General features: G+C 71.9%; 21 protein-coding genes and 3 tRNA genes. 14 read left to right on the top strand and 10 right to left on the bottom strand.

Going from position 1 to position 19309, the window contains the following annotated elements; all coding sequences use genetic code 11:
* Positions 1-4 precede the first annotated feature (4 nt).
* The gene (locus BZB76_RS17595) at positions 5-1492 is read left to right on the top strand and encodes a complex I subunit 4 family protein (RefSeq protein WP_121435393.1); all 1488 of its coding nucleotides are present in this window, start codon (positions 5-7) and stop codon (positions 1490-1492) included.
* Positions 1492-2868, top strand: coding sequence for an NADH-quinone oxidoreductase subunit N (locus BZB76_RS17590; protein WP_121435392.1), 1377 nt, complete (start codon positions 1492-1494; stop codon positions 2866-2868). The genes BZB76_RS17595 and BZB76_RS17590 overlap by 1 nt, the downstream gene beginning before the upstream one ends.
* Positions 2869-2879: 11 nt before the next feature.
* Here BZB76_RS17590 and BZB76_RS17585 read toward each other — a convergent pair whose 3' ends face one another.
* Both BZB76_RS17585 and BZB76_RS17580 read right to left on the bottom strand, forming a co-directional pair.
* Positions 2880-3740, bottom strand: coding sequence for an MHYT domain-containing protein (locus BZB76_RS17585; RefSeq protein WP_121435391.1), 861 nt, complete (start codon positions 3738-3740; stop codon positions 2880-2882).
* Between the two features lie 97 nt (positions 3741-3837).
* Positions 3838-4650, bottom strand: coding sequence for an SAM hydrolase/SAM-dependent halogenase family protein (locus BZB76_RS17580; RefSeq protein WP_121435390.1), 813 nt, complete (start codon positions 4648-4650; stop codon positions 3838-3840).
* A 37-nt stretch (positions 4651-4687) separates the two neighbouring features.
* On the opposite strand from BZB76_RS17580, the gene BZB76_RS17575 reads away from it, so the two are divergent.
* Entirely contained in the window at positions 4688-5599 is a 912-nt protein-coding gene (locus BZB76_RS17575; protein ID WP_281273876.1) for a LysR family transcriptional regulator, read from the top strand.
* Here BZB76_RS17575 and BZB76_RS17570 read toward each other — a convergent pair.
* From BZB76_RS17570 to BZB76_RS17560, 3 genes are all read right to left on the bottom strand, one after another.
* Positions 5596-5994 carry a RidA family protein gene (locus BZB76_RS17570; protein WP_121435388.1) on the bottom strand — a complete coding sequence of 133 codons (399 nt, stop codon included), beginning with the start codon at positions 5992-5994 and terminating at the stop codon, positions 5596-5598. The genes BZB76_RS17575 and BZB76_RS17570 overlap by 4 nt on opposite strands.
* A gap of 148 nt (positions 5995-6142) precedes the next feature.
* On the bottom strand, positions 6143-6772 hold the full coding sequence (locus BZB76_RS17565; protein WP_170180660.1) for a MerR family transcriptional regulator: 630 nt from the start codon (positions 6770-6772) through the stop codon (positions 6143-6145).
* Positions 6773-6890: 118 nt separating this feature from the next.
* Positions 6891-7610 carry an IclR family transcriptional regulator gene (locus BZB76_RS17560; protein WP_121435386.1) on the bottom strand — a complete coding sequence of 240 codons (720 nt, stop codon included), beginning with the start codon at positions 7608-7610 and terminating at the stop codon, positions 6891-6893.
* Between the two features lie 79 nt (positions 7611-7689).
* Between BZB76_RS17560 and leuC the strand changes: the two genes are divergently transcribed.
* The 4 genes from leuC to BZB76_RS17540 all read left to right on the top strand — a co-directional run bounded on the left by leuC (position 7690) and on the right by BZB76_RS17540 (position 10472).
* On the top strand, positions 7690-9087 hold the full coding sequence (gene leuC / locus BZB76_RS17555) for a 3-isopropylmalate dehydratase large subunit (protein ID WP_121435385.1): 1398 nt from the start codon (positions 7690-7692) through the stop codon (positions 9085-9087).
* An 8-nt stretch (positions 9088-9095) separates the two neighbouring features.
* Complete coding sequence (gene leuD, locus BZB76_RS17550; protein ID WP_121435384.1) at positions 9096-9683, top strand: 3-isopropylmalate dehydratase small subunit; 588 nt, start codon at positions 9096-9098, stop codon at positions 9681-9683.
* Between the two features lie 125 nt (positions 9684-9808).
* A complete protein-coding gene (locus tag BZB76_RS17545; protein ID WP_121435383.1) occupies positions 9809-10036 on the top strand; it encodes an SCO5555 family protein in 228 nt (75 codons plus the stop codon).
* Positions 10037-10193: 157 nt separating this feature from the next.
* A complete protein-coding gene (locus BZB76_RS17540; protein WP_021598708.1) occupies positions 10194-10472 on the top strand; it encodes an HU family DNA-binding protein in 279 nt (92 codons plus the stop codon).
* A 152-nt stretch (positions 10473-10624) separates the two neighbouring features.
* Here the strand turns inward: BZB76_RS17540 and BZB76_RS17535 are convergent, their stop codons facing one another.
* Positions 10625-10843, bottom strand: coding sequence for a hypothetical protein (locus tag BZB76_RS17535; protein ID WP_121435382.1), 219 nt, complete (start codon positions 10841-10843; stop codon positions 10625-10627).
* 9 nt (positions 10844-10852) lie between these two features.
* Positions 10853-11503, bottom strand: coding sequence for a 2-phospho-L-lactate guanylyltransferase (gene cofC, locus BZB76_RS17530; RefSeq protein WP_121435381.1), 651 nt, complete (start codon positions 11501-11503; stop codon positions 10853-10855).
* A gap of 84 nt (positions 11504-11587) precedes the next feature.
* On the opposite strand from cofC, the gene BZB76_RS17525 reads away from it, so the two are divergent.
* The 3 genes from BZB76_RS17525 to BZB76_RS17515 all read left to right on the top strand — a co-directional run bounded on the left by BZB76_RS17525 (position 11588) and on the right by BZB76_RS17515 (position 14668).
* Positions 11588-12475 carry a lysophospholipid acyltransferase family protein gene (locus tag BZB76_RS17525; RefSeq protein ID WP_121435380.1) on the top strand — a complete coding sequence of 296 codons (888 nt, stop codon included), beginning with the start codon at positions 11588-11590 and terminating at the stop codon, positions 12473-12475.
* 17 nt (positions 12476-12492) lie between these two features.
* Positions 12493-13482 carry an NAD(P)H-dependent glycerol-3-phosphate dehydrogenase gene (locus BZB76_RS17520; RefSeq protein ID WP_121435562.1) on the top strand — a complete coding sequence of 330 codons (990 nt, stop codon included), beginning with the start codon at positions 12493-12495 and terminating at the stop codon, positions 13480-13482.
* Positions 13483-13546: 64 nt separating this feature from the next.
* Entirely contained in the window at positions 13547-14668 is a 1122-nt protein-coding gene (locus BZB76_RS17515) for a D-alanine--D-alanine ligase family protein (protein ID WP_121435379.1), read from the top strand.
* On the opposite strand, the gene BZB76_RS17510 is transcribed toward BZB76_RS17515, so the two are convergent.
* Positions 14665-16530: a beta-propeller domain-containing protein gene (locus BZB76_RS17510; RefSeq protein WP_121435378.1), complete on the bottom strand. Its 1866-nt coding sequence runs from the start codon at positions 16528-16530 to the stop codon at positions 14665-14667. The genes BZB76_RS17515 and BZB76_RS17510 overlap by 4 nt on opposite strands.
* A 145-nt stretch (positions 16531-16675) precedes the next feature.
* On the opposite strand from BZB76_RS17510, the gene BZB76_RS17505 reads away from it, so the two are divergent.
* The 4 genes from BZB76_RS17505 to BZB76_RS17490 all read left to right on the top strand — a co-directional run bounded on the left by BZB76_RS17505 (position 16676) and on the right by BZB76_RS17490 (position 18558).
* Positions 16676-18073, top strand: a complete 1398-nt coding sequence (locus BZB76_RS17505; RefSeq protein WP_121435377.1) for a protein kinase domain-containing protein — start codon at positions 16676-16678, stop codon at positions 18071-18073.
* A 219-nt stretch (positions 18074-18292) separates the two neighbouring features.
* Positions 18293-18365: transfer RNA gene (locus BZB76_RS17500), tRNA-Leu, on the top strand.
* Between the two features lie 5 nt (positions 18366-18370).
* A tRNA-Leu gene (locus tag BZB76_RS17495) sits at positions 18371-18443 on the top strand.
* Positions 18444-18471: 28 nt separating this feature from the next.
* Positions 18472-18558: transfer RNA gene (locus BZB76_RS17490), tRNA-Tyr, on the top strand.
* A 42-nt stretch (positions 18559-18600) separates the two neighbouring features.
* Here the strand turns inward: BZB76_RS17490 and BZB76_RS17485 are convergent.
* Together BZB76_RS17485 and BZB76_RS17480 are read right to left on the bottom strand one after the other, a co-directional pair.
* A complete protein-coding gene (locus BZB76_RS17485; protein ID WP_246007007.1) occupies positions 18601-19065 on the bottom strand; it encodes a DUF3515 domain-containing protein in 465 nt (154 codons plus the stop codon).
* Entirely contained in the window at positions 19052-19285 is a 234-nt protein-coding gene (locus BZB76_RS17480) for an Lrp/AsnC family transcriptional regulator (RefSeq protein WP_121435375.1), read from the bottom strand. The genes BZB76_RS17485 and BZB76_RS17480 overlap by 14 nt, the downstream gene beginning before the upstream one ends.
* Between the last annotated feature and the right edge of the window lie 24 nt (positions 19286-19309).

Genomic DNA, 19309 nt, shown 5'->3' with positions numbered 1-19309 from the left:
GCCCATGCTCACCTTGGTGATCTTCCTGCCGCTGGCCGTCGCGCTCGCGCTGCCGGGCGTCCCACGCCGCGCCGTGCCATGGACGTGGACCGGTGTCACCGTTGTCGAACTGGCGCTCGTCACGGCGATGTGGGCCGCGCACGGAACGGGCGGCGGGACGTCGTTCGAGACGGACGTGCGGTGGATCCCGTCCGTCCGGGCCGGCTACCACGTGGGTGTGGACGGTCTGTCGCTGCCCCTCCTGGCGTTGACGGCCGTCCTGTTCGCCGCGTGCGCGGTGTACTCGCTACGCAACCCGCACCGGGTACGGGCGTTCGCGATGCTGTTCCTGTTCCTGGAGACGGTCTGCCTCGGGCTGTTCGCGGCGCTGGACCTCCTGCTGTTCTTCGTGTTCTTCGACCTGTCGATCGTCGGCATGTACTTCGTGATCCTGCTGTGGGGACACGATGACCGGGCCCGCTCGGCGCTGAAGTTCTTCCTCTACACGTTCCTCGGATCGCTCGTCCTGCTGCTCGGGTTCATCGGCCTCTACCTCGGCGCGGACCCGCACACGTTCGACATGGTCGATTTGACCCGCACCCCGCCGTTCGCCGGGTCGTCCGGGCTCGCCGGGCTGACGCTCCTCGCCGTCGGCCTCGGCCTCGCGATCAAGACGCCGGTCGTGCCGTTCCACACGTGGCTGCCGCCCGCGCACACCGACGCGCCCGCCGCCGGGTCGGCGATCCTCGCCGGGGTCATGCTGAAGATGGGGACGTACGGGCTCGTGCGGATCGCGATGCCGATGCTGCCGGACGCCTGGCGCCGCTATGCGCTCGTGATGCTCGTCGTCGGGCTCGTCAGCGTCCTGTACGGGGCGTTCGTCGCGCTCGCGCAGGACAACGTCAAACGGCTCGTCGCGTACACGTCCGTGAACCACATGGGGTACATCGTCCTCGCGCTGGGCGCGGCCGGGTATGCGGGCGGCGACACCGACGCCCGGCGGCTCGCCGTCACCGGAGCGGTGACGCAGATGGTCAGCCACGGTCTCGTCACCGGCGCGTTGTTCCTGATGTGCGGGGTGCTGTACGACCGGGCCGGGAGCTACGACATCGGACGGTTCGGCGGTGTCGCGCGCCGCGCCCCCGTTTTCGCGACTCTCGTCGCGGTCGCCGCGTTCGCCTCGCTGGGACTGCCGGGCCTGTCCGGATTCATCGCCGAGTTCCAGATCTTCGCCGGAACGATCGGGACCGGCACCGCGGCGACGGCGGTGACCGGTGCGCTCGCCGTCGCGGGGATCCTCGTCACGGCGGCGCTGTTCCTGCGCGTCCTGCACCGGGTGGTGCTCGGGCCGTCCGGTGAGCTGACGCCGCGCGTCACCGACGTGCGGCGGCCCGAACTGGCGGCGCTCGTCCCGCTGCTCGCGCTGTCGCTGCTGATCGGCGTCGCGCCGCGCGTCCTGCTCGACACGATCGAACCGCTGTCCGCGGCGGTCGTCGTGCTCGTGGGCCGCTGATGAACGAGAACCCCGCCGACCTCGCGCCCGAACTGTGCGTGCTCATCGCCGCCGTGCTCGGCCTGGTCAACGGGCTGTTCCTGCCCCGGACGCGGCAGTGGCGGGTCGCCGTGACCTGCGCGGCCGGGCTCGTCGCCGGGCTGGCCGTAGCGGGTGTCGCCGCGACCCGCCCCGACCTGGTGGCGTTCGACGCGTTCGAGATCGACCCGGTCACCCACGTCACCCGGATCGTCGTGCTCGGCTCGACCCTCCTCGTCGTGGTCCTCGCCGCCGGGCAGGTGCGCGGGCATCCGCGAGAGAGCGAGCACTACGCCCTGATTCTGCTGTCGGCGCTCGGGACGGTCGCGCTCGGCGCGACGTCCGACCTGCTGGTGCTGGTCGCCGCGTACCTGCTGGCGAGCATCCCCGCGTACGCGCTCGCCGGGTTCGGGAAGGACGCGCCGGGCACCGAGGCCGCGCTGAAGTACTACCTGATGGGCGCGCTGCTCGGCGTGGTGATGCTCGGCGGCGTCACGCTGCTGTTCGGGGTCGGGCGGGGCACCGGGTATCCGATGCTGCGCGAGGGGTTCGCGGACGCGTCGCCCCCGGTCGTCGCGGTCGGCGTCGTCGCGCTGCTGGCCGGGTTGCTGTTCAAGGCGGGTGCCGTGCCGGGGCACTTCTGGGTCCCGGACGTCACGGAGGGCGCGCCCCCGGCCATCGCCGCCTTCGTCACGACCGTCCCGAAGGTCGGCGCGTTCGCCGCCCTGTACCGGTTCGGCGTCGAGACGTCGCCCGGTGGCTGGACGGTGCTCGTCGCCGTGATCGCCGCCGTCACGATGACGCTGGGGAACCTCGCCGCGTTCGGGCAGGACAACGTCCGGCGGCTGCTGGCGTACTCGACGGTCAGCCAGGCGGGCTACCTGCTGGTCCCGGTCGCCATGGCCGGGCGGACGGACCTCGCGGAGCCCGCCGTGCTCTACTACCTCGCCGCGTACGCCGTGACCAACGTCGGCGCCTTCGCCGTCGTGCTCGCCGCCGGACGCGACGATCTCGCCGGTTACACGGGCCTGCTGCGCGGCTCGCCGCTGCTCGGGCTCTCCCTGGTCGTGTGCCTGCTCGGCCTCGTCGGAACGCCGCCGACCGCCGTGTTCGTCGGGAAGGTCCTGATGTTCGGCGCCGCGCTGGACGGCGGTCACGCCTGGCTGGCCGTGGTCGCCGCCGGCAACACGGTCGCGAGCGTCTTCTACTACCTGCGCTGGATCGTCCCGCTGTTCGGACGGCGACCGGACGTCCCGCCGCCTCGTCCGGCACGCGGCGCCTCGGCCGTCGCGGTCGTGGCGGCGGCGCTGTCGGTGCTACTGGGCATCGGCAGCGGCCTCGCACTCACCGCGTCCTGATCGCGTCCCGGTCAGCCGTCGAACCATTCGCCGGTGGAACGGGTCCGCCGCGGTTCGGTCGGCGTGTACGGCGGAGGCGCCGCCTGCGGCACGATCGTGTTCTGCCGGGCCCGGACCCGCTCTTGCAGGGCGGCGTCGACCCGCATCTCGTCCTCGGTCGGGGCCATCGCGATGATGGCCAGCAGGACGACCGACACCACGCCCATCCCGCCGATGAGCGGCATCAGGAAGTCGGTGGCGGTCGCGCCGGCGGGCGTCGCCTGCTCGGTGTGCGCGGCGACCTGCATCGCCGCCATGCCCGTGTAGTGCATGCCGGTCACCGCCACGCCCATGATCAGCGCGGCTCCGGCGGTGGCCCATCCGCCGCGGATGTTCAACGCGAACAGCAGCGCCACGGAGGACGCCACCACCGCGATCACCACCGACAGCGCCACCAGCAGGGTCCGGTAGGAGACGTCCCCGGCCATGTTCATGGCCGCCATGCCCATGTAGTGCATGCTCGCCACGCCGACGCCCATGACGACGCCACCCACAACGATCTTGATGGGTCCGGTGGAGCCGAAGCCGACGACGAACAGCCCGGCCGCGACCACCACGACGGCGATGGCGCAGCTCAGCAGGGTGAGCGGCACGTTGTACCGGATCTCGGTGCCCGGGACGGTGAAGCCGAGCATCGCGATGAAGTGCATCACCCAGATGCCGGTTCCGCCGATCGCCGTCCCCGCGAGGACGAGCCACGACGCCCGCGAGCCGCCCGACGTGCCCCGCGCGCGTGCCGTGCACAACAGTCCGAGCAGGGAGCCGATGACGGACATGACGTAGGCCAGTACGGGCGTCAGCAACCCATAGGAGAAGTGGTGGACCTCTGACATCCGACCCCCCGGTCTTATGTGATTCAGTGCGCGGGATCATATACGGCTTACTTGTACAAACCGCCAGCGTGCGCCGGAAACGGCCACCAGACTTCTTTCAGGGGCGGACGGGACGGAGCGTGACCACCGCCGGTTCGCGCAGCCCGAAAAACTCCGCCGCGGAGCCCTGATTGACCGCGAGCCCGAGCCTTCCGGACGAGTCGACCCACAGGAGCGGGTCACCGGGCGTGACGGCGCCGAACGTCTCCTCGAACGTGACCACCGCTACATGGCCGGGACTGGACAGTTCCAAGGGGGTCCCATGCGCCACCGCGCCGAACGCGGCGACGAGATCGTCGGGGCCCGCGTTCAGGATCAGGCTGCCGAAGCGGTCGGTGTACAGGATCGGCGCGGTCAGCTCGCCATCGCCCGCCACGGGGGGCGCGACGTCCAGCGGCACGGGATCGACCGGCGCGCCGAGATCGGCGACCGGAACGCCGGTGGCGATATGGGCGGCGGCGGGGGAGAAGACGTCGCGCCCGTGGAACGACGCCGACACCGCCGGCAGCCGGTACTCCGGGTTCTCCAGCACATGCGCCCGGACCACACCGCCCAACTCCTCCGCGGCCGGGACGAGCAGGCCGTTGTCGGGGCCGACCAGCGCGTCCCCGCGTCCGGTCTCGATCACGACGGGCCGGCGCGGGGTGCCCACGCCCGGGTCGACGATGCCGACGTGCACGCCGACCGGGAGGTACGGCAGTGCCTGCCGGAGCAGCAGCGCGCCCTCGGTGACCGCGTACGGGGTGATCTCGTCGGAGAGGACGAGCACCGTGGCGCCCGAGGCGATCGAATGGACGACACCCGCGCAGATGCCGGTGTAGGCGGCGCCGAAGTCGGTCGCGAAGCTGACGAACGGGCGGCGCTGCGGCATGCGAACGACACTATCCGGCGGCTCGTATGCTGCGGGAGTGCGCGCCGAAGCCCTTGATCCCGTCCTGTTGCGGACGTTCGTCGCCGTCGCCGACCTCGGCTCGTTCACCGCCGCCGCGGCCGCGGAGGGCTACACGCAGTCGGCCGTGTCCCGGCAGATCGCGGCGCTGGAGGACGTCTGCGGCGTCGAACTGTTCGCCCGCGGCGCGCGGGGCGTCCGCCCGACACCGGCCGGCGAGTCCCTGCTGCCGCACGCCCGCGGCCTCCTCGACCGGCTGGCCGACACCGCCCGCGCGCTCGACGGGCTCCGCAGGCTCGACACCGGCACCCTGCGCCTCGGCGCGTTCCCGACGGCGAACGCCGCGCTGGTCCCGCGCGCGCTCGCCCGGTTCCGGGCCCGGCATCCGGGCGTCCGGCCGCTGCTGCGGGAGGGCATGACCGAGCGGCTGCTGCCGATGCTGGAGGCCGGGGAACTCGACATCGCCGTGGTCAGCACGCACAAGCACCCGTCGATCGCCGCCGACGAACTGGTGACGCTCGCCGACGACGCGCTGCTCGTCGCGCTTCCCAGCACCCACCGCCTCGCGGGCCACGACCGGGTCTCCCTCGCCGACCTGGCGGACGAGCCGTGGATCGTCGCCGACAACCCCGAGGCGGTCGCCACCATGCGCGCCCGCTGCGAGAGCGCCGGGTTCGTGCCGCGGACACCGCTGCGGGCCGCCGAGTGGATCTCCAAGCTGGGGCTGGTCGCGGAGGGGTTCGGCGTCACCCTCGTGCCGGCGCTGGCGGCCACGGCGGTGGCGCGGGACGGCGTCGTCCTGCGCGGCGTGGCCCCCGACCAGCCGCGCAGGACCGTCTACGCCGCCGTGGGACGGCACGCCCGCAGGTCGCCGGCCGTCACCGCGTTCCTGACGGACCTGCGCGACGTCGCCGAGGAACTCCGTCCCTAGTTGCCCGGGACGGCGACGAGCTCCACCTCCAGCAGGGCGTCCGGGTGGAACAGCCGCGACACCTCGACGGCCGTGCTCACCGGGCGGGAGTCCTTCATGAACGGCTTGCGGGCCTCCGCGTACTCGGGCAGCAGGTCCATGTCGGTGAGGAACGTCTGCACCTTGACGACATCGGCGAAACCGGCGCCGTGCGCCGCGAGGATCTTCTCGATGTAGCCGAACGTGACCTCGGTCTGGCGCGCCATGTCGCCCGGCGCGTCGATGTTCCCGTTCTCGTCCAGGGCGACCTGTCCCGACACGAACAGCAGCGGACCGGCCGTCACCAGCGCGGTGTGGGAGTAGACGGGCCGCGGCGGCGGGGGGACGGTCTCGGGGTTGCCGAACGTGACGCGCATCCTGGGGTTCCTCCTGATAGACCGACTGACAGGGCCGGCCGTGGCCGGCGCTACGAACGCTAGGCGGCCACCGTGCCATGACACCAGCGAAGACTTCGCATGGTTCCCATGCGTCCCGCGCATGGCTTTCCTCTTCAGGACGGGGTCTTCAGGACTTGCCGAAGCGACGGGACGAGGCGTCCTCCTGCGCCAGCCGGTGCAGGGCCGTCAGGACCTGCTCGTACAGGACGGTCGAGACCAGCAGCGAGTGGACCGTTCTGGCGCGCGGTGTCCCGGCGGCGACCCGGCCGATCTCGTGGTCGGCCACCGCGGTCGCGGCCTTCACATAGGGCCGCAGGTCGCGCAGGGTGATCGGGAAGCCGAGACGGCGCAGCGCCACGAACGTGTGCGCGAGCAGGTCGCGGGCGGGCGCGCGGTCGCCGACGTCCCAGCCGAGTTCGCGGACGAGGGCGTCCACGTCCTCGCGGGCGGCGCGCCAGTGGGGGTCGTGCGGCGCGGCGACATGCGGGCCGATCGCGTGCTGCGTGGTGGCGAACAGCGCGTGCAGGCTGACCCGGTCGTCCTCGATGGCGGCGATGATCTGCTGGATGGCCGACACGGGCAGGTCGCCGACCTCGCGGAGGGCGCTGATGAGCCGGAGCCGCTCCAGATGGCGCCCGTCGTACTCGGACCGTGTCGCGCTGACCGCCGAGCCCTTGGGGAGCAGGCCCTCGCGGATATAGAACTTGATCGTCTGGACCGTCAGGCCGCTCCGATCACTGAGTTCGGAGATCTGCACCGTCGCACCCCCTTTACCGTTGGTTAACGGTATCCGGGCGCACCGATTAGATACCGGCACTATCCAAAGGGTGTCCGAGTTATGGGGGTAAGGGGGGACCAGTAGGGCGGGACCCGGGTCAGGACGCGGTCCGGCGCATTCCCTCGCTGATCTTTTCGGCGGCCGCCGCGACCGGCCCGGCGTGCAGGCGGCCGGGGGAGCGGGTCAGCCGTTCCAGCGGTCCGGACACCGAGACGGCGGCGATCACCCGTCCGCCCGCGCCGCGGACCGGGGCGGAGACCGAGCCGACGCCCTGCTCCCGCTCGCCGACGCTCTGCGCCCAGCCGCGGCGGCGGACCGACGCCAGCGTGGCGGCCTCGAACTTGGCGCCGCGCAACCCGCGGTGCAGCCGGTCCGGCTCCTCCCAGGCCAGCAGGATCTGCGCGGCCGAACCCGCCGTCATCGGGAGCGCCGCGCCGACCGGGATGGTGTCGCGCAGGCCGCTGGCGCGCTCGGCCGCCGCCACGCAGACCCGCACGTCGCCCTGGCGGCGGAACAGCGAGGCGCTCTCGCCGGTGTGGTCGCGGAGCTGGGCGAGAACGGGCTGCGCGATCGCGAGCAGACGGTCCTCGCCGGCCGCGATGGCGAGTTCGGCGAGCCGTGGGCCGAGGATGAAACGCCCCTGCGTGTCGCGGTGGACGAGGCGGTGGTGCTCCAGCGCGACGGCCAGCCGGTGCGCCGTGGGACGGGCCAGACCGGTCGTCTGGACGAGCTGTGCGAGCGAAGCCGGACCGGCCTCAAGCGCGTTCAGTACAAGAACGGCTTTGTCAAGTACGCCGACTCCGCTAGAGTTGTCCATGTCTTGATATTGCCGTCTCGGATTTTGAGATGCAAGTCGGAGTCCAACCAGAGTCGTCCGAACATACGAGGTGGGAGTGATGGGCCGAACACTGGCCGAGAAGGTGTACGACGCGCACGTGGTCCGGCGTGCCGAGGGTGAGCCGGACCTGCTCTACATCGATCTCCACCTCGTCCACGAGGTCACCAGCCCCCAGGCGTTCGACGGGCTGCGCATGGCGGGCCGTCCCGTCCGCCGTCCCGACCTGACCATCGCCACCGAGGACCACAACGTCCCGACCACGGACCTGCTCAAGCCCATCGCCGACCCGGTGTCGCGCACCCAGGTCGAGACGCTGCGCAAGAACTGCTCCGACTTCGGGATCCGCCTGCATCCGATGGGCGACGACGGGCAGGGCATCGTCCACGTCATCGGGCCGCAGCTCGGTCTGACCCAGCCCGGCATGACGGTCGTGTGCGGCGACTCGCACACCTCCACGCACGGCGCGTTCGGCGCGCTCGCGTTCGGCATCGGCACCAGTGAGGTCGAGCACGTCCTCGCCACGCAGACGCTGCCGCAGACGAAGCCGAAGACGATGGCCGTCACCGTCGAGGGCGCGCTGCCCGAGGGCGTCACCGCCAAGGACCTCATCCTCGCGGTGATCGCCCGGATCGGCACCGGCGGCGGGCAGGGCCACATCATCGAGTACCGCGGTGAGGCCGTCCGGTCGCTGTCGATGGAGGGCCGCATGACGGTCTGCAACATGTCCATCGAGGCCGGCGCGCGTGCCGGGATGATCGCTCCGGACGAGACCACGTTCGCCTACCTGAAGGGGCGGCCGCACGCTCCGTCCGGGGCCGACTGGGACCGTGCCGTCGAGTACTGGACGTCCCTGCGCACCGACGACGACGCGGTCTTCGACAAGGAGGTCGTGATCGACGCGGCCGAGCTGACCCCGTTCGTCACCTGGGGCACCAACCCGGGCCAGGGCCTGCCGCTCGGCGACTCCGTGCCCGACCCCGCGTCCTTCGACGACCCGGTCGAGCGGCAGAGCGCCGAACGCGCCCTGGAGTACATGGGCCTCACCGCCGGGACGCCGCTGCGCGACATCGCCGTCGACACCGTCTTCGTCGGCTCCTGCACCAACGGCCGTATCGAGGACCTGCGCGCCGTCGCCGGCGTCCTGCGCGGCCGGAAGGTCGCGAGCGGCGTCCGGATGCTGGTCGTGCCCGGCTCCATGAAGGTCAAGAAGCAGGCCGAGGAGGAGGGCCTGGACGAGGTCATCTCCGCCGCCGGAGCCGAATGGCGGGAGGCGGGCTGCTCGATGTGCCTGGCGATGAACCCCGACAAGCTCACGCCCGGCGAGCGCAGCGCGTCCACGTCCAACCGCAACTTCGAGGGCAGGCAGGGCCCCGGCGGCCGCACCCACCTGGTGTCGCCCGCCGTCGCCGCCGCCACCGCCGTCACCGGCCGCCTCGCCGCCCCCGCCGACCTGTAAGGAAAGTCATGGAAGCGTTCACCACCCACACCGGGCGCGCCGTGCCGCTGCGCCGCAGCAACGTCGACACCGACCAGATCATCCCGGCCGTCTGGCTGAAGCAGGTCAGCCGCACCGGGTTCGACAAGGGCCTGTTCTCCGCCTGGCGCGAGGACCCCGGGTTCGTCCTGAACCAGCCGCAGTACGACGGCGCGGGCATCCTTGTCGCCGGGCCCGACTTCGGCACCGGATCGTCCCGCGAGCACGCCGTGTGGGCCCTCCAGCAGTACGGCTTCCGGGTCGTCATCGCGCCGCGCTTCGGGGACATCTTCCGCAACAACTCCACGAAGATGGGCCTGCTGCCCGTCGTCATCCCCGGCGAGCGGGTCGACGAGCTCCAGTCGCGGATCGAGCAGGACCCCACCCTGGAGATCACCGTCGATCTGGCGAGCCGCGAGGTCCGCTGGGACGGCGAGACCGTCTCGTTCGAGATCGACGACTACACGCGCTGGCGTCTCATGGAGGGCCTGGACGACATCGGCCTCACCCTCCGGCACGCCGACGCCATCAGCGAGTACGAGGCCGTTCGCCGCGACTGGCTGCCCACGACGGTGTAGGGCCCGCCGGTTCGCCGGGGGAGGACCGGTCTATCCCGTACCCGGGTGGACGCCTTGGAACGGTCGGCGGGGACAATCGCGTTAGTGCGAAGACCCGTTCGACCGTTCGGAGGCATGCCTTGGCCATGGTCCAGTGGACCGGCCCGGAGTGGGACGACCCCGCCCTGACCCGGCTCGCCCGGCAGTTGCGTGACGCCCATCGGGCCGTCGCGCCGCTGCCGTCGGCGACCCGGCGGCGGCTCATCCGCCAGCTCCTGGCGATCACCGATCTGGCGAAACGGGACCCGGAACTGGCCGCCCGCAGGTTGGAGGCCTTCCTCGCCGATTTCTCCGAGACGCCCGACGTCGGTTAGCGTGCGCAGTGGCCGGATCAGGTCCGGTCACCCGTCGAGACGGGGGCGAGGCCGACAAAACGCCAGCGACACGCCAACTCGTGCGTGCAGGTGATTGTGTCCACGCTGAGGGTCCCTTAGTTTCGTTCGGGCAAGGGGGGAACTAGAGGAGTAACCCATGAACAAGCGTGAGCTGGTCGACGCCATCTCTGACCGGCTGGGCAGCAAGAAGGCCGCAGCCGAGGCCGTCGACGCCATCCTGGAGGCGATCCAGAACGCCGTCGCCAAGGGCGACAAGGTCGCGATCACCGGGTTCGGTTCGTTCGAGAAGGCCGACCGGCCTGCCCGCACGGCCCGCAACCCCGCAACGGGCAAGACCATCGAGGTTCCCGCGACCTCGGTGCCGAAGTTCAAGGCGGGCGCGGACTTCAAGAACCTGGTGGCCGGCAAGAAGTAGCCTCACCACGAACAGCGCCCGGACCCGGCGACTCGGGTCCGGGCGCTGCTCTTGTCGGTGCGCTCCTCGTGCCCGTGCGTGTCGGGCCCGTGCGCTCGTTGTGCCCGTGCGGCCGTTGTGTCGGTGCGCTCGTCATGGCGGTACGCGGACGCTCAGGACGGCTGCCGCGGGTCGGGCAGCGGAAACGTCGAGAGCGTCACCACCGAGATCCGGTCGCCGTCCAGGGCGAGGTTCACCCGCTGCCCGAACCGCAGCAGCCGCAGCCCCCCGGCCGCGAACGCCTCGGCGTCGAAGGGCAGCTCCGTTCCGTCGTCGAGCAGCACGCTGCCCGCGCGGGTCGCCGCGTCGAACTCCTTCACCGTCGCCTGCATACCCGAACTCTAGGCGAGCGCGGGCAGTCTGGTCGCGACGGCGGCGGTACGGGGTCCGGTGCCCAGTGCGAGCGCCGTCCGGAGGTCGTCGAGGGTGTCGACGTCCCGCCGGACGGAGTCGATCCCGGGCAGCAGCAGCTCACGAGCGCCGCGGGCGCGGTGGGCGGCGCGGGAGTCGGAACCGAACGCCGGGGCGAACGGGACGCCCGGACGGGCCGTGTACAGGGTCGTCCCGGTGCCCGCCGCGTCCGGGACGAACGCCTCGGGCGACGCGGCGGCCGCGTCGAGGACCCGGGCGAGTTCAAGAGGACGCAAAGCGGGCAAATCGGCTGAAAGTGCGCCAACGCCCACGTCCCCGGCGAACTCACGGCTCCGCTCGGCGCCGTAGACCAGGGCCGGGTTCAGCCCCGCGTCCGGGACGTCGGGCACGACCCGGGCGCCGAGCGCGGCCAGGGCGGTGGCGGGAAGGGGGTCGTCGGTGACGACGATCACGGTGCGAACCCGGTCACAGCGCAGCGCGGCGGCGACCGTGTCGGTCGCCACCGCGAGCGCGAGCGACTCGCGGTGCGGGCCGGCGTGCGGTGACATGCGGGACTTCGCCCGGGCCAGCGGCTTGACCGGCACGACGAGCGACCATGGGAAGTGCTCTGCGGTAGACATGGCAACTCGACACTATGCGCACACAACCGCGACACTTGGGGACACCTTGCGTTCACCCAGGGGAAAGGGCGGGGGGAGAGGGGCATGAGCGAAGCGAACCGGGGGCCGGGGGGAGGCCCACAGGGCGCCCGCACGGGCCACGGTCATTCGCCGGGTCATTCGCCGGGTCATTCGCCGGGCTGGCGCAGGCTCACGACCGTCGTCCTTCGCCCGCTCCTGTTCGGCCTGCTGAAACGCGACTGGCGGGGCGGCGACAACGTCCCCGCGGAAGGCGGCGTCATCATCGCCGCGAACCACATCTCCGAGGCCGACCCGCTCGCGCTCGCGCACTTCGTGTTCGAGGCCGGCCGCTATCCCGTCTTCCTCGCCAAGTCGACGCTCTTCCAGGCGAGGTTCGTCGGAAAGGTGTTGCGCGGTACCGGCCAGATCCCCGTCCACCGCGACAGCGCCGACGCGGCCCTCGCCCTGGACGACGCGGAGCGGGCACTCCTGGACGGCGAATGCCTGATCTTCTACCCGGAGGGCAGCTGTACCCGTGACCCGGAGCTGTGGCCCATGACCGGGCAGACGGGCGTGGCGCGGATGGCGTTGAAGACCGGCGCGAAGGTCGTCCCGGTCGCGAACTGGGGGGCGCACGAGCTGATGCCGTACCGCAAGGGCGAGGCGACGGGCCTCGCGGGCACCCTGAAGAAGGGGTTGCATCCGTTCCCGCGCAAGACGATGAGGGTGGCCGCCGGTCCGCCCGTCGACCTGTCGAGGTACGAGGGCCGCTCGCTCGGCCGGGAGACCCTGCGCGCCGCCACCGACGAGATCATGGCCGCGATCACCGGTCTGCTCGCGGACCTGCGCGGCCAGGAGCCGCCCAAGGAACGGTACGACCACCACCGTGTCCTGGAGGAACGCCGCCGCGCCGCCTCGGCCGCGCCGGAGTTCCGGTCCGCGGTTCGCGAACCGAAGGCGGACGGCTCGTGACGTACCGCACCGCGGTGATGGGCGCCGGGTCCTGGGGGACGACGTTCAGCAAACTGCTGCACGACGCCGGCGGTGAGGTCGTCCTGTGGGGCCGCCGTCCCGAGATCGTCGAGGCGGTCAACGAACGGCACGAGAACCCCGACTACCTGCCCGGCGTCGCCCTGCCCGACGGTGTCCGCGCCACCCTGGACCCGGCCGAGGCGCTCAAGGGCGCCGACTTCGTGGCGCTGGCCGTCCCGGCGCAGACCCTCCGCGCGAACCTCGCCGCGTGGGTGCCGCTGCTGCCGCCGGACGCGGTGCTCGTCAGCCTGATGAAGGGCGTGGAGCTCGGCACGTCCCGGCGGATGTCGGAGGTCGTACGGGAGGTCGCGGACGTCCCCGAGGGCCGCGTCGGCGTGTTCTGCGGACCGAACCTCGCCCGCGAGATCGCGGGCGGGGAGCCCGGCGCGGCCGTCGCCGCCTGCGCGGACGAGAACGCCGCCCGGCGCCTCCAGGCCGCGACCATGACGCCCTACTTCCGCGTCTACACCTCCACCGACGTCGTCGGCTGCGAGCTCGGCGGCGCGGTGAAGAACATCGTCGCGCTGTGCGTCGGCATGGCCGTCGGGCTCGGGTTCGGCGCCAGCACGCAGGCGCTGCTGATGACCCGCGGGCTCGCCGAGATCGCCCGGCTCGGCGCCGCGCTCGGCGCCGACGAGCACACCTTCGCCGGGCTCGCCGGGATGGGCGACCTCGTCGGCACGTGCATGTCGCCGCTGTCGCGCAACCGGACGTTCGGCGAGAACCTCGGCCGCGGCATGACGCTGGAGGAGGTCATCGCGGTCACCAGGCAGACCGCCGAGGGCGTCAAGTCGTCCGAGGCGGTGCTGGAGCTGGCCCGCAAGCACAACGTCGAGATGCCGATCACCGAGGCGGTCGCCGCCGTCCTGCACCACGGCATGCCCCTCAAGGAGGCGGCCATCTCGCTGATCTCCCGTTCCCCCAAGCCCGAGCGGTACGGGGTGTGAACATGATCATCACCCCCGGTCGTTCGTGGCCTCTCCGGGCTGATCGACGGTAGGGTCGGGCCTCATGTCCCAGGCATCAAAGATCCGCGTGGCGGTGGTCTTCGGCGGGCGCAGCTCCGAGCACGCGATCTCCTGCGTCACCGCGGGCGCCGTGCTGGCCGCCATCGACCGGGACCGGTACGAGGTCGTCCCGATCGGCATCGCCCGCGACGGCCGCTGGGTGCTGCCGCCCGCCGATCTGCGGCTCGCCATCGAGGACGGCCGGTTGCCGGAGGTCACCGGTGCCGGCGGCGTCCTCGCGCTGCCGTTCGACCCCGACAGCCGCGGTCTGATGGTGGTCGAGCCGGGCACGGTCCCCGAGCGGCTCGGCGACGTCGACGTGGTGCTGCCGCTGCTGCACGGCCCCTACGGCGAGGACGGCACCCTCCAGGGGCTGCTCGACCTCGCCGGCGTCCGGTATGTCGGGGCCGGGGTGCTGGCCAGCGCGGTCGGCATGGACAAGGAGTTCATGAAGCTCGTCTGGCAGGCGCGCGGTCTGCCCGTCGGCCCCTATGTCGTGGTCGGCGACCGGGAGTGGCGGCGCGAACGCAAGCGCAAGATCGACGAGATCAAGGAGCTGGGCCTGGCGTCCGGCCGCGCCGTGTTCGTCAAGCCGGCCCGCGCCGGGTCGAGCATGGGCATCAGCCGCGTCACCGACGAGACCGACCTGGACGCCGCGGTGGAGCAGGCCAGGGAGCACGACCCGAAGGTCATCGTGGAGGCCGCCGTCGAGGGCCGCGAGATCGAGTGCGGGGTGCTGCAGGGCGTGGACGACGCTCCCGCCGAGGCGAGCCTGCCCGCCGAGGTGCTGATGGCGGGCGGTCACGACTTCTACGACTTCGAGACCAAGTACCTCGACGGCACCACCACCATGGCCATCCCGCCGGACCTGCCGCCCGCCGCGATCGAGGAGGTCCGCCGCATCGCCGTCCAGGCGTTCGAGGCGCTCGACTGCGAGGGCCTCGCCCGCGTCGACTTCTTCCACACCCCGGACGGACGCTGGATCCTCAACGAGATCAACACCATGCCGGGGTTCACCCCGGCGTCGGCGTTCCCGCAGATGTGGGCGGCGACCGGGCTCGACTATCCGGCGCTCGTCGACCGGCTCATCCAGACGGCGCTGCGGCGCTCCACCGGCCTGCGCTAACCGAACGGCAGCCACGCCGTGTTCGTCAGCGTGGCGGCGTCGGTGGCGCGGGCGCCGTCCGAGGAGAACGTCCAGAGGGTGTCGCCGACGACGAGTGAGCGCTGCACGCCGCCGCCGTAGGTCCCACGGGGATGCCTGATGGCGCCGGCCCTGGTGATGGACGTCCCGGAGACCTTGAGGGCGAGCGCCTCGCTCATCCCACCGTCGGGACGTGTCACCGGGATCACCGTCAGACCCGACCGTGGCCAGTACAGGAACGCGTGCGCCTCGAACTCCGCCTGCGACGACGCGCCCTCCAACTGGTAGGAGTCGACCCTGCGAGGCCGAGCGCCGGAGACGTCGAACAGCGAGACCTGAAGGCCGCGCGTCCGGCCGGAGGTGTCGGCGTCCTGTCCGACGCCGAGGAGTTTGCCGTCGGCCATGGGGTGCAGATACGCCGAGTAGCCCGTGATCTTCAGCTCGCCGGTGAGGCGCGGGCGGCGAGGGTCCTTCAGGTCGAGCACGTAGAGGGGGTCGACCTGCCGGAACGTCACCACGTACCCGGTGGCGCCGATGAACCGCACGGAATAGATCCGCTCGCCCTTGCCGAGGCCGTCGACCCGGCCGATCTCGGTGAGCCGGTCGCCGTCCTGCGCGAGGACGTGCACCGAACTCTCCGACCGGCCGGGCCCGGGGTCGAACCTGCCGACCGTCGTGGCCAGACGCAGGTTTCCGCCGTGCTCCGACATGGAGTACTGGTTGAGCAGATCGCCCTTCACCGAACCCGCGGCCACGTAGCGGGGGCGCCCCTTGCCGCCGACATCGAACTTGTACACGTCCGTGCGCAGCTTGGGAGCCTTCTTCCGCGTGAGCGGATGTGGGGGAGTGCCGGTGACGTAGAGGCTCTTCCCGTTGCCGTAGACGGTGGACCCGTCGGCCGCGACGGCGATCGCCTGCGGGTCGCCGAGCCCTTGCGACAGGTCGAACGTCAGCACGCTCAGCATCGTCGAGCCGGTGTACGAGGCCGGGCGGCTCACCTGCTCGCACGGCGGCGTGTACGTCTTCGCGGCGCCGCCGCCCTCCACCCGGAACGTCGGCAGCCAGGCGTCCAGGGGTGCCTTCAACGCGGCCGCCCGGTTCGCCGCGACGGCGGCCTGCTCGTCCGCCCGATGGTGCCCCGGGAAGTCGATCTTCGGCCGGTTCCGCATCACGACCCGGACGGTGGCGCCGCTCTGCCGGGCGTCGAGATAGCCGGCCTCGGTCGTCATGGTTCCGACGACCTTCGGCGCGGCGGACAGGTCGACCAGCGTCAGCCGTGTCATGGACGAGACGGGCTTGGGCAGGAGACCGTCCCGGCCCGGCGGCGCCGGGCGGGGATAGGAGATCATCGCCGACGCCCCGGTCAGCACCAGCACACGGTCACCGCTGAGCAGCATCTGCCCGGTGCCGTGATGGCCCGGCAGATCCAGCCTGTGCACGACCTTGCGCGTGGCCGGGTCGATGACGCGGAGCCCGCCGTCGGTGAGCGCCACGATCCTGCGGCCGTCGGTCTTGACGAGGTCGGGCTCGTCCGCGTCCGCCTCGTGCGCGTTGGTCTTGGAGTACTCGGGCGGCGCGTCGGGGGCGGGCGCGGCCTGCGGCGCACCCTTCGCCATGCCGCTCTCCGGCATCCCCGGCATCATGGGGCCGTCGTCCAGCCCGTAGGGGCCGACCTTCTCGGCCGTCGCCCGGCGCAGACCGTCCAGAAGGGCACCGCAGCCGTCGTAGGCGACGAGCCGCATCGGCGGCGCGGGCCGCGGCGGATCACCGTCGCCCGACGGCCCGCCACACCCTCCGGCCAGCAACGCCATCGTCCCGACCGCGGCAAGAGCACGACCACGCATGGATCTTGGACGCGTACACGACCCGCGCGGTTCCCCGAGGCGCGAACTCTTCCCGACTCCCGCTCCTTCGGTGCGGCTCCGCCGTGCAGGGACGACCGATATGCCACGCTTAGAGGCTGAAACCACTCTCTGAGGAGAACATCCCTTGGCGCATGGTGACCTGCCGGAGCGCATCGGCCCGTACCGGGTCGTGGATCGGCTCGGCGAAGGCGGGATGGGCACGGTGTACGCCGGGTTGGACGCGTCGGGACGCAAGGTCGCCATCAAGGTGATCAGACGCGAGTTCGCCGCCGACCGGCAGTACCGCGCTCGGTTCGAGGCGGAGGTCGCGGCGGCGCAGCGGGTCCGGCCGTTCTGCACCGCCCCCGTCCTGGACGCGGGGCCCGCCGCCGACCCGCCCTATCTCGTCACCGAGTTCGTGAACGGACCGAGCCTGGACGCGGCGGTCGCCAAGGACGGTCCGTTGCGGGGCGCCGACCTGGAGGCCGTCGCGGTCGGGATCGCCACCGCGCTGACCGCCATCCACGACGCGGGGGTCGTGCACCGCGACCTGAAACCCGCCAACGTGCTGCTGTCCACGTTCGGCCCGCGGGTCATCGACTTCGGCATCGCCCGCTCCTTGGACGGGACGCGCCTCACCGCGACCGGCGGCATCGTCGGCACACCGGCGTTCATGGCCCCCGAACAACTCGACGGCCGGGGCGCCACCCCCGCGTCCGACGTGTTCGCCTGGGGCGCGACCGTGGCGTTCGCCGCACGCGGCGGGCCGTGCTTCGCCGGTGACTCGCTTCCCGCGATCATCCACCAGATCATCAGCGAGGAGCCGGACCTCGGCGGCCTGGACGGCTCGCTCCTCGACGCCGTCCGCGCGGCGCTCGCCAAGGACCCGGCACGGCGCCCGTCCGCCCAGGCGCTGCTGGACGGGCTCATCTCCAGCGGCGTCCGGGAGACCCCGACCCAGCACCCGACCCAGCGTCCGACACAGCCGCCCACCCAGTCCTCGACACAGGCCCCCACGCAGCCCCCGACGCAGCCCTCGACACAACCCTCCGGACTGTCGGCCACGCCGCCCCCGCTCGCCGTGGGAGAGGCGGAGGCGCTCGTCGAGCGGCAGTACCGGCAGGCCGCCCAGGCCGGTGATCCGGCCGCGATGCGCAACCTCGCCATGCTGCTGCACGGCCAGGGACGCACGGCCGAGGCGGAGACGTGGAAGCGCTACGCCGACGCGGTCGCCGTGCGCGGCGCCGCCTACCAGCAGCCCATGGGATACACGCCGCACCGATACCAGGCGCCGCAGGCGCCCGCCAAACGACCGGTCAACAGCCTCGCGATCTACGCGGTCTCGATGGGCGCGGTCGGGCTGCTCACCTGCGGGCTGCCGTCCATTCCGGCGATCATCGCCGGGCATATGGCGTGGGCGCGGCTGCGGCGTTCCGGGGAGCGCGGCCTGGGCCTCGCGGTGACCGGGATCGCGCTCGGCTGGGTCATGGTCGCGTTCTGGGCGCTCGTCGTGTTCGGGTCCCTCCTTCCGGACAACCCCTGAGCCGGAAAACGTGTTGCGGCGAGATCGACTCCGCTGGCATCGTTACCGATGTCAGCCCGTCGAGGACACGAGGCTTCTGAGAGGAGGACCGGCCATGGCTCTGGAGCAGTACCGCCTACGACTGCCCGCGGCGTCTCTCGCCCGCCCCGGCCGGTATCCCGTCTCCTGACGACTCTCCGGCCGAGCCGCCGCGAGTGACGCCACCTCGCTGAAGGTCACGCGGCTCTACTCCAACGGCAGAGAGGCCACTCTCAGGAAGTGGATGTTCCGGGTTCGAATCCCGGGAGCCGCACGCACGCCTCCGTAGTCCAACGGCAGAGACGGCAGCATGAGGTGCTGTGCGATGGGGGTTCGAATCCCTCCGGAGGTACGACGCGGCCGGTAGGCCGCCGTTTCCAGGGGCGGCGTCGACGTTCGGAGAGTCGAGCCTGGCTGTAACCCAGGTGTCGCTGACTGAGGGGGTTCGAATCCCTCCCGCCCCACCACCCCGAACGCCGCGCGAGTGCGCTCCGGCGCCGTGACCGCGGTCAGATCTGCCCTTCGGGTTTCCTGGGGATCGTCGCCGTGATCAGCGGCCCGAGTTCGATCAGCACGTCACCGGCCGGGTTGTACTTGGGCGGGACCGTCACCTCGACATAGGCCTGCCGCCCCACGGCGACGAAGGTGACCGGCCGGTCGGCGGGATGGCCGAACCAGTCGACCCCGTTGATCGTCACCAGCTCGGACATCGGTCTGAGCGACGGGGGACGGGGGACTCCGCAGCGCAGCGCGATCGGGGGCGACCCCCAGGCCGCGGTGAGGGACGAGTCCGGGGTGGTGTCGCGGCGTTGCTGTCCGTGCACCTTCTCGGGGAGCCGCAGCCCCTGGCACAGCCGCCGGACGGCCGCGTCCGCCTTCGGGACGGGCACCTGGACGGCGCCGTCGCCGCACCCGGCGACCAGCGGTACCAGCCCCGCGGCGAGGACCGCGACCAGGCGCCTAGATGTGAACAATCGGGCAGGTGAGGGTCCGGGTGATGCCTTCGACCGCCTGGATCTGGGCGACGACGAGCTTGCCGAGCTCGTCGACATTGCGCGCCTCCGCTCGGACGATCACGTCGTAGGGTCCGGTGACGTCCTCCGCCAGTGTGACGCCCGTAATGCCGGAGATATGGCCCGCCACCTCGGCGGCCTTGCCGACTTCGGTCTGGATGAGGATGTAGGCCTGCACCATCACGTCCTCCCCGGGCGGAGAATC

The sequence above is a fragment of the Actinomadura pelletieri DSM 43383 genome (assembly GCF_003634705.1).
GTDB lineage: Bacteria > Actinomycetota > Actinomycetes > Streptosporangiales > Streptosporangiaceae > Spirillospora > Spirillospora pelletieri.
This window is presented reverse-complemented; position numbering and strand designations above follow the sequence as displayed.

Bases quoted from the DNA above. Each gene is read 5' to 3' on its own strand.
- BZB76_RS17580 (WP_121435390.1), bottom strand. From the start codon at position 4,650: ATGCCGCAGCGCCGCCCGTTCGTCAGCTTCGCGACCGACTTCGGCGCC.
- BZB76_RS17520 (WP_121435562.1), top strand. From the start codon at position 12,493: ATGGGCGCCGGGTCCTGGGGGACGACGTTCAGCAAACTGCTGCACGAC.
- BZB76_RS17590 (WP_121435392.1), top strand. From the start codon at position 1,492: ATGAACGAGAACCCCGCCGACCTCGCGCCCGAACTGTGCGTGCTCATC.
- BZB76_RS17545 (WP_121435383.1), top strand. From the start codon at position 9,809: ATGGTCCAGTGGACCGGCCCGGAGTGGGACGACCCCGCCCTGACCCGG.
- BZB76_RS17540 (WP_021598708.1), top strand. From the start codon at position 10,194: ATGAACAAGCGTGAGCTGGTCGACGCCATCTCTGACCGGCTGGGCAGC.
- BZB76_RS17560 (WP_121435386.1), bottom strand. From the start codon at position 7,610: ATGGACAACTCTAGCGGAGTCGGCGTACTTGACAAAGCCGTTCTTGTA.
- BZB76_RS17595 (WP_121435393.1), top strand. From the start codon at position 5: ATGCTCACCTTGGTGATCTTCCTGCCGCTGGCCGTCGCGCTCGCGCTG.
- BZB76_RS17570 (WP_121435388.1), bottom strand. From the start codon at position 5,994: ATGCGCGTCACGTTCGGCAACCCCGAGACCGTCCCCCCGCCGCCGCGG.
- cofC (WP_121435381.1), bottom strand. From the start codon at position 11,503: ATGTCTACCGCAGAGCACTTCCCATGGTCGCTCGTCGTGCCGGTCAAG.
- BZB76_RS17510 (WP_121435378.1), bottom strand. From the start codon at position 16,530: ATGCGTGGTCGTGCTCTTGCCGCGGTCGGGACGATGGCGTTGCTGGCC.
- BZB76_RS17515 (WP_121435379.1), top strand. From the start codon at position 13,547: ATGTCCCAGGCATCAAAGATCCGCGTGGCGGTGGTCTTCGGCGGGCGC.
- BZB76_RS17525 (WP_121435380.1), top strand. From the start codon at position 11,588: ATGAGCGAAGCGAACCGGGGGCCGGGGGGAGGCCCACAGGGCGCCCGC.
- leuC (WP_121435385.1), top strand. From the start codon at position 7,690: ATGGGCCGAACACTGGCCGAGAAGGTGTACGACGCGCACGTGGTCCGG.
- BZB76_RS17585 (WP_121435391.1), bottom strand. From the start codon at position 3,740: ATGTCAGAGGTCCACCACTTCTCCTATGGGTTGCTGACGCCCGTACTG.
- BZB76_RS17535 (WP_121435382.1), bottom strand. From the start codon at position 10,843: ATGCAGGCGACGGTGAAGGAGTTCGACGCGGCGACCCGCGCGGGCAGC.
- BZB76_RS17480 (WP_121435375.1), bottom strand. From the start codon at position 19,285: ATGGTGCAGGCCTACATCCTCATCCAGACCGAAGTCGGCAAGGCCGCC.
- leuD (WP_121435384.1), top strand. From the start codon at position 9,096: ATGGAAGCGTTCACCACCCACACCGGGCGCGCCGTGCCGCTGCGCCGC.